7 protein-coding genes are annotated in these 6,201 nt (G+C 53.1%); 6 read left to right on the top strand and 1 reads right to left on the bottom strand.

Annotated features, from left to right (window positions below; genetic code table 11):
- Nucleotides 1-122 precede the first annotated feature (122 nt).
- On the bottom strand, nucleotides 123-629 hold the full coding sequence (locus VLE72_03720) for a hypothetical protein (protein ID HSX14980.1): 507 nt from the start codon (nucleotides 627-629) through the stop codon (nucleotides 123-125).
- Here VLE72_03720 and VLE72_03725 point away from each other — a divergent pair.
- From VLE72_03725 to groL, 6 genes are all read left to right on the top strand, one after another.
- Nucleotides 624-1,067, top strand: coding sequence for an LPXTG cell wall anchor domain-containing protein (locus tag VLE72_03725; GenBank protein ID HSX14981.1), 444 nt, complete (start codon nucleotides 624-626; stop codon nucleotides 1,065-1,067). The genes VLE72_03720 and VLE72_03725 overlap by 6 nt on opposite strands.
- An 85-nt stretch (nucleotides 1,068-1,152) precedes the next feature.
- Nucleotides 1,153-2,499, top strand: a complete 1,347-nt coding sequence (locus VLE72_03730) for a phosphomannomutase/phosphoglucomutase (protein ID HSX14982.1) — start codon at nucleotides 1,153-1,155, stop codon at nucleotides 2,497-2,499.
- A gap of 45 nt (nucleotides 2,500-2,544) precedes the next feature.
- Nucleotides 2,545-2,835, top strand: a complete 291-nt coding sequence (locus tag VLE72_03735; protein HSX14983.1) for a hypothetical protein — start codon at nucleotides 2,545-2,547, stop codon at nucleotides 2,833-2,835.
- A 25-nt stretch (nucleotides 2,836-2,860) separates the two neighbouring features.
- Nucleotides 2,861-3,142: a hypothetical protein gene (locus VLE72_03740; GenBank protein HSX14984.1), complete on the top strand. Its 282-nt coding sequence runs from the start codon at nucleotides 2,861-2,863 to the stop codon at nucleotides 3,140-3,142.
- A 155-nt stretch (nucleotides 3,143-3,297) separates the two neighbouring features.
- On the top strand, nucleotides 3,298-3,561 hold the full coding sequence (locus VLE72_03745; GenBank protein HSX14985.1) for a co-chaperone GroES: 264 nt from the start codon (nucleotides 3,298-3,300) through the stop codon (nucleotides 3,559-3,561).
- 9 nt (nucleotides 3,562-3,570) lie between these two features.
- Nucleotides 3,571-5,232 carry a chaperonin GroEL gene (gene groL, locus VLE72_03750; GenBank protein ID HSX14986.1) on the top strand — a complete coding sequence of 554 codons (1,662 nt, stop codon included), beginning with the start codon at nucleotides 3,571-3,573 and terminating at the stop codon, nucleotides 5,230-5,232.
- The last annotated feature ends 969 nt before the right edge of the window (nucleotides 5,233-6,201 follow it).

The raw sequence follows: 6,201 nt of genomic DNA on the forward strand, positions 1-6,201 counted from the left end.
CCGGAAATTTTAAGCATAAGAGGTTGACTTTTTTGGGTTAATATTATAGAATCCAGCCAACTTGATTCTCAAGTAGAATTCCCCGAGCAGAGGAGCTTGACATGGGGAAACGTATGCGACGCCTAAGTTTGGGCGTGGTTGGGGCCATCATCATCGCCTTTGGTTTGATGTTGCTGGCGACCGCCGGTTCGGCTAGTTCGACCGGGGTCAACCCCAGCGGCACTGCCGCCGTTCACAAGAGCGCAAGTGCGAACCAACCGCCCGGCAACAATGGCACCATCAAGATCGACGGTGTCGTATTCGACGACCAGCCGAATAACGAGCCGCATGTCTGCATTTTCCAGGTCGATTGGTATGCCTTCGACGCCAACGTGGTATCCCACGTAACGTTCGCGGTCCATCCACCAACCGGCAACCAGGTCATCCTGACCGATGACGTGCAGCTGGACAACGACGACGCGTCGGGCGGGGGCTCTGTAGCGGGCCTGGACGGCTCGCGTACCTACGACCTTTCGGCGCTGTTGGCCAACTTCACGCCGCAGCCCCAGCAGGGCTATCACGTCGAGCTGACTACCGACACACCTGGGTCTATCGGCGCCGACGTCAAACACAAGGAGTTCTGGGTGCACTGCGAGACCCCGCCGACGACTACGTCGCCACCAACAACGACGCCGGTCACGACAACCACCTCGACCTCAACGACCACGATGCCGGTGACGACGACGGTGCCCGTGACAACATCAACCACCACGGTGCCGGTGACAACGTCGACCACCACGACCACCGTCCCGGTCACGACAACTGTGCCCGAGACGACCCCAACAACGGTCCCGGTGACGACCACGCCGCCAACGACTGTTCCACCGACGACGCCACCAACCACGGTGCCACCAACGAGTGCTCAGCCAACAACGGTGCCACCGACGACGGCTACGCCGCCGACAACGACTGGCCTGCCTTTCACCGGCAGCAGCCATTCCGGTCCCATGACGGGTGCCGGACTGGCCCTGGTGGTCCTGGGTGCGGCCATGATGTTTGGTTCTCGCCGTCGTAACAGTCTGGTCTAACACTTGCCCGCTCGGGGGAAAACTGGGGCGGCTCTTCGGAGCCGCCCCTTTTCGTTAGATGAGCTTACCGTTAGACTTATGAATAATGCAGATTGACCACAACATTTTCAAAGCTTATGACATTCGGGGCACCTACCCCGACCAAATTAATGAACGGGTATGTAGCCTAATTGGCTGGGCCTTTGCCGAATTTTTAAGTGATGCTACCGGGCCGATCGTAGTTGGCCGCGACATGCGCGAAGACAGCGGGGAAATGGCCAAGGCCTTCATCCAAGGTGCCGCCAGCCGTGGTCGGGAAGTCGTCGACTTAGGTTTGATTACCACCGATATGATGTACTTTGCCACCGGCTATCTCGATGCCGCCGGCGGGGCCATGATCACCGCCAGCCACAACCCCGGCCAGTACAACGGCATCAAACTGAGCGGCGCTCAGGCTCAGCCGATTGGCATCGAAACCGGCTTAGTCGAAATCCAAAACATGTCCATGCAGCTGGATGTGGCGGTGATTGAGCACGTTGGCACCATTATTAAACGCGACTTGGGGGAGTGGTGGGTTGATCATGTTTTATCACTAGTTTCGGCTGGGCAGTGGCCTAAATTCAAAGTGGCTATTGATGCTGGGAATGGCATGGCCGGCCAGATTGTACCGATATTTGCTAAAAACGTGCCGCTCATAATTACGCCCCTTTACTTTGAACTCGATGGCACATTCCCACATCACCTGGCCAATCCGGCAATCGATGCCAACCTGGTGGATTTAATTAAAGCCGTCAAATCGGGCCAGCTCGATTTTGGTCTGGCCTTTGATGGCGATGGCGATCGGGTGTACTTTGTTGATGAAACCGGTCAGCCGTTGACGGCCTCGGTGCTAGCGGCTATTTTGGCTCAGGATTTGCTCAAAAAGAACCCGGGAGCTCCTGTGCTCTACGATTTGCGGATGAGCAAAATTATGCCTGAGGCGATTAGCGCTGCCGGTGGTCAAGCCATTCGCACTCCAGTCGGCGGGGCCCACATTCGCCCGGCCCTAAAAAAGCACGACGGCGTGATGGCAGCTGAGGGCGTCGGTCACTTCTACTTCCGCGACAATTATTACAGTGATTCCGGTTTGCTGGCGGCGGCTCTGGCCATCGATATATTGGCTCGGTCGGGCAAGAAGCTATCGGAATTGGCCCAACCTTTCCGCAAGTACTTTCATTCGGGCGAACTGAGCTTTGATGTGGCCGATCCCAAGGCCACCATCGAAAAAATCGCGATTGCTCACACGGGTGGAAAGCAAGATCGATTAGATGGCCTAACGGTTGATTATGGTACGTGGTGGTTTAACTTGCGCGCCAGTCATACCGAACCATTGGTGCGGCTAAACGTTGAAGCGAATAATCAAGATACCATGGAACAAAAGTGCCAAGAGCTGGAGCAGTTGATTAAAACCTAGTTGTTTGCTAGTCTGGTGCCAGTTTACGCCTATCAAGGAGACGCAATGGAGACTACTCAGAAGCTCGCGCTTTCCTTTTGGCCGTACATGCTCCTTTCACTTCTCACCACTCTTGCATCGCTTGTGGTGGTGTTCTTACTCAACGCTCTCTCCCCGCTGGTCATGATGATGGCGAGCTTCGTGCTTGCGTGGGTCTGTATGAGACTGGCTAGACACTTGCAGGGCCAGGATTACTCCCATCAAACTGTGCTGTTGATCGCAAGTTTTGGTGGGCTCATGCCTCTGTTAGCAGCGCTTTATCTCCTCAACGACTTTGGTTGGTTACCAAAGTCGTAATTCCGCACCTCCTAAGGAGTTAACCATGACACCCGATAGTGCTGATGTAGCCAACGATCCCGTCGGGATACTTCTTACGGCATCCGTGCTAATCGCGAGCTTCATCGTTGCCTACTACCTGTCAGGTTTCCTCGGCCTGATCCGCATCACTCCTATGGGCCATCTGGCTTTACTTGTAGCGGCAATGACCGAAGGATTTCTGAACTACCATATGTACATGCGTAGTGGAGACAAACAGTACCGGATTATGTGCATCGTCTGGTCGTTCGTTGCCTTCGTTGGGCTTATGGGAATCTTCGTAGGCTAACTGCCACCGGCAACCATGCGGCCGAATCTAAATTGATTCGGCCGTTAACTTTTTATGAAGGCTTGACAGCAACCAGGTCTCTCGGTTACGATTAGAACGTTATTAGCACTCTATGCGTATGAGTGCTAAATTATTTCGAGAAACAAGGAGTGTGTATGAAGTTACAACCATTGGCCGATCGGATTGTGGCCAAATCATTGGAAGCCCAAACTCAGACTTCGACTGGGCTCTACATTCCCGACACTGCCAAAGAAAAGCCCCAGGTGGGCGAGGTTTTGGCCGTCGGCAAAGACGTTAAAGAGGTGCGGGTGGGGGATCAGATTTTATACGCCAAGTATGGTCCCAACGAAGTCAAAGTTGATGATCAAGAACTGCTGCTGCTCAAAGAAGAAGACGTGCTGGCAGTGGTAAAGAAGTAAGGAGCAAACATGGCTAAACAAGTTTTCTACGATGATGATGCTAGAGCCAGGGTACTGGCTGGTGCCAAAGAATTATATGATGCCGTTAAAGTAACCATGGGGCCCAAGGGCCGCAACGTGGTGATTGGTAAAAGCTACGGCGGGCCGAGCGTGACTCACGATGGCGTAACGGTGGCCAAGGCCATTGATTTGGAAGTTAAAAAAGAAGGTGATAGCCTAGGTAAAAGCATTGGGGCCGAACTGGTCAAACAAGCCGCTAGCAAAACTGGCGATACCGTCGGTGATGGTACGACTACTGCCACCGTTTTGACCTATCACATCTTAAGTGAGGCCAATCGTTTGATTGCGGCTGGCCACAATCCAATGGATTTGAAGAAGGGCTTGGATGAGGCTAACGCTACGGTGCTTGCCAAGATCGAATCAATGACCGAAAAAATTGCTGGTAATAAAGAAAAGGTGGCGCAAGTCGCGACCGTTTCGGCTGGAGACGCCGAAATTGGCAGCTTGATTGCTGACGTTATCGAAGCCGTGGGCGAAGAGGGTTCGGTGACAGTTGAGCAATCGCAAACCTTGGGGCTGGAAAAAGAAATTGTCGAAGGCTTCAAATTCGATCGCGGCTACGTCAGCCCTTACATGGCCACCGACACCGTGCGCATGGAAGCCGTTTACGAAAAACCTTTGATTATGGTGACCGATAAGAAAATCGGTTCGATCCAAGACGTACTGCCTTTACTCGAAAAGGTTGCCCAGGGCGGCAAGAAAGACTTAGTCATAATTGCCGAGGACGTTGAGGGCGAGGCCCTGGCGACCCTGATTTTGAACCGCCTCAAAGGCACCTTTAATGCGTTAGCCATTAAGGCTCCGGCCTTTGGCGATCGGCGCAAAGCCATTTTGGAAGACATTGCAGTACTCACCGGCGCCACCGTCATTAGCGAAGATCAAGGTGTGACGTTCGAAAACGCCACCATCGATATGCTCGGCAGCGCACGTAAAATCATTGCCGATAAAGATAACACTACGATTGTGGAAGGTTACGGCGATCAAAAAGCCGTGGCCGCTCGCATCGATCAGCTCAAGGGCCAGATCGAAAGCGCCACCAGCGAGTTCGATAAAGAAAAGATGGAAGAACGCCTAGCGGCTCTAGCCGGTAAAGTGGCCGTCATCAAAGTTGGTGGAGCCACCGAAACTGAGATTGAAGAAAAGAAATATCGCGTCGATGACGCCGTGGCTGCCACCAAAGCGGCCGTGGCCGAGGGGATTGTGCCTGGCGGTGGCGTAACCTTAGTTGATCTTTCAAAGTCACTGAAAGTTGAAGCTAGTGGCGTTCGAGGTTCGAGAGACGCTGGGCAACTAATACTCAAAAACGCGCTGGTTCAGCCTTTCAAACAACTAATGGAAAACGCTGGTTTGAACGCCGAAGAAAAGTTGGGCAAGGCCCTAGAAGCCGCCAATGGTCAGGGCTTTGATGTCACCAATGCCGAAAAGGCCATCAATTTGAATCAAAAGGGGATTGTGGACCCCGCCAAAGTCACCAAGGAAGCCTTGCAGAATGCCGTTAGCATTGCCGGGACGGCTATGACCATGGGGGCGCTAGTGGTGGATGTGCCGGAGGATAAGCCGGCTATGGGTGGGGGTGGTGGTATGCCGGGCGGCATGGGTATGGACTACTAATCGCTTATAAGTAGCTTCTTCCCCCAGCCCATTTTTTATGTAAGCTCTCTCTTCTTACTCCCATTACGACTACTAACTTAGTCGATACAAAAAAATTGGTGGGGTAGCTTTCTTTTCTAGTTAAGTTAGAGCAGATTGCTCAGTCTATATCTCCCATTACATCTTTCTTCGCAATCTGATGTATGGATGTAATATATAGGTCGTTCGGCCTAATAAAACTGTCTCCCTAAGGTCTTACTCGACCTTTTAGAGCCTAATCATCTAGCCAGTTTGAGAGGCCGAACGACAAGAAGGCGTGGTGTAGAGATTCCAGGGTGAAAGAAAAGTTGGAGCGCCTGCCCACGGGACAGAAATAGTAGGGCTAAAAAGGCCCTTTTTAATAAAAAAACCCTATTGACAACAATTCTTATGTTTGGTATAGTATTTCCCATCGCTCGAAAGAGTTTGATTTGAAAATTCGGTACCAGTCGTCCAAAGCCGCCCCGACCCAAAAGCAAATGGGGCTAACCTAATCTGGGACAAGGCTGAGGTCAGAGTGCAGTGTAAGCGCCCAGGACTTGCAAAATGAGTCCTACGCGGAGGCATGCTAGAATGCGTGCAGCGTGGAACCCGAGAGGGTTGGGAAAGGTGATACCCCAAAGTCTAGAAAGAAAAGCTTCGGTTAGCTCAGACTGGTTCAATAATGCGAAGGTGTTCCCGATACTGGTTGGTGAAACATCCAGAACACTGCAAACACTTTCGCAACCCCGCAAGAGGGATGCATCTGGCGCCCGGCTTCGAGCGAAAGCTCGTCGAGGCGTGTCGAACTTTTGCCCCCTCTTAAGGTCGGGTTGATGCGCGCAGCTGCGTTGACGCACGCAGCCGGCTGCAGTGCCAGTGGCTGCGTGCCACCCGACCCTTTCGCACCCCCGATGCTCTGCTTCGAACTCGCTCGGGGGGCGCCGGGGGGGGGGGGGGGGGGGGGGGGGG

This window comes from Candidatus Saccharimonadales bacterium (assembly GCA_035480635.1).
In the GTDB taxonomy this organism is placed as follows: domain Bacteria; phylum Patescibacteriota; class Saccharimonadia; order UBA4664; family DATIHN01; genus DATIHN01.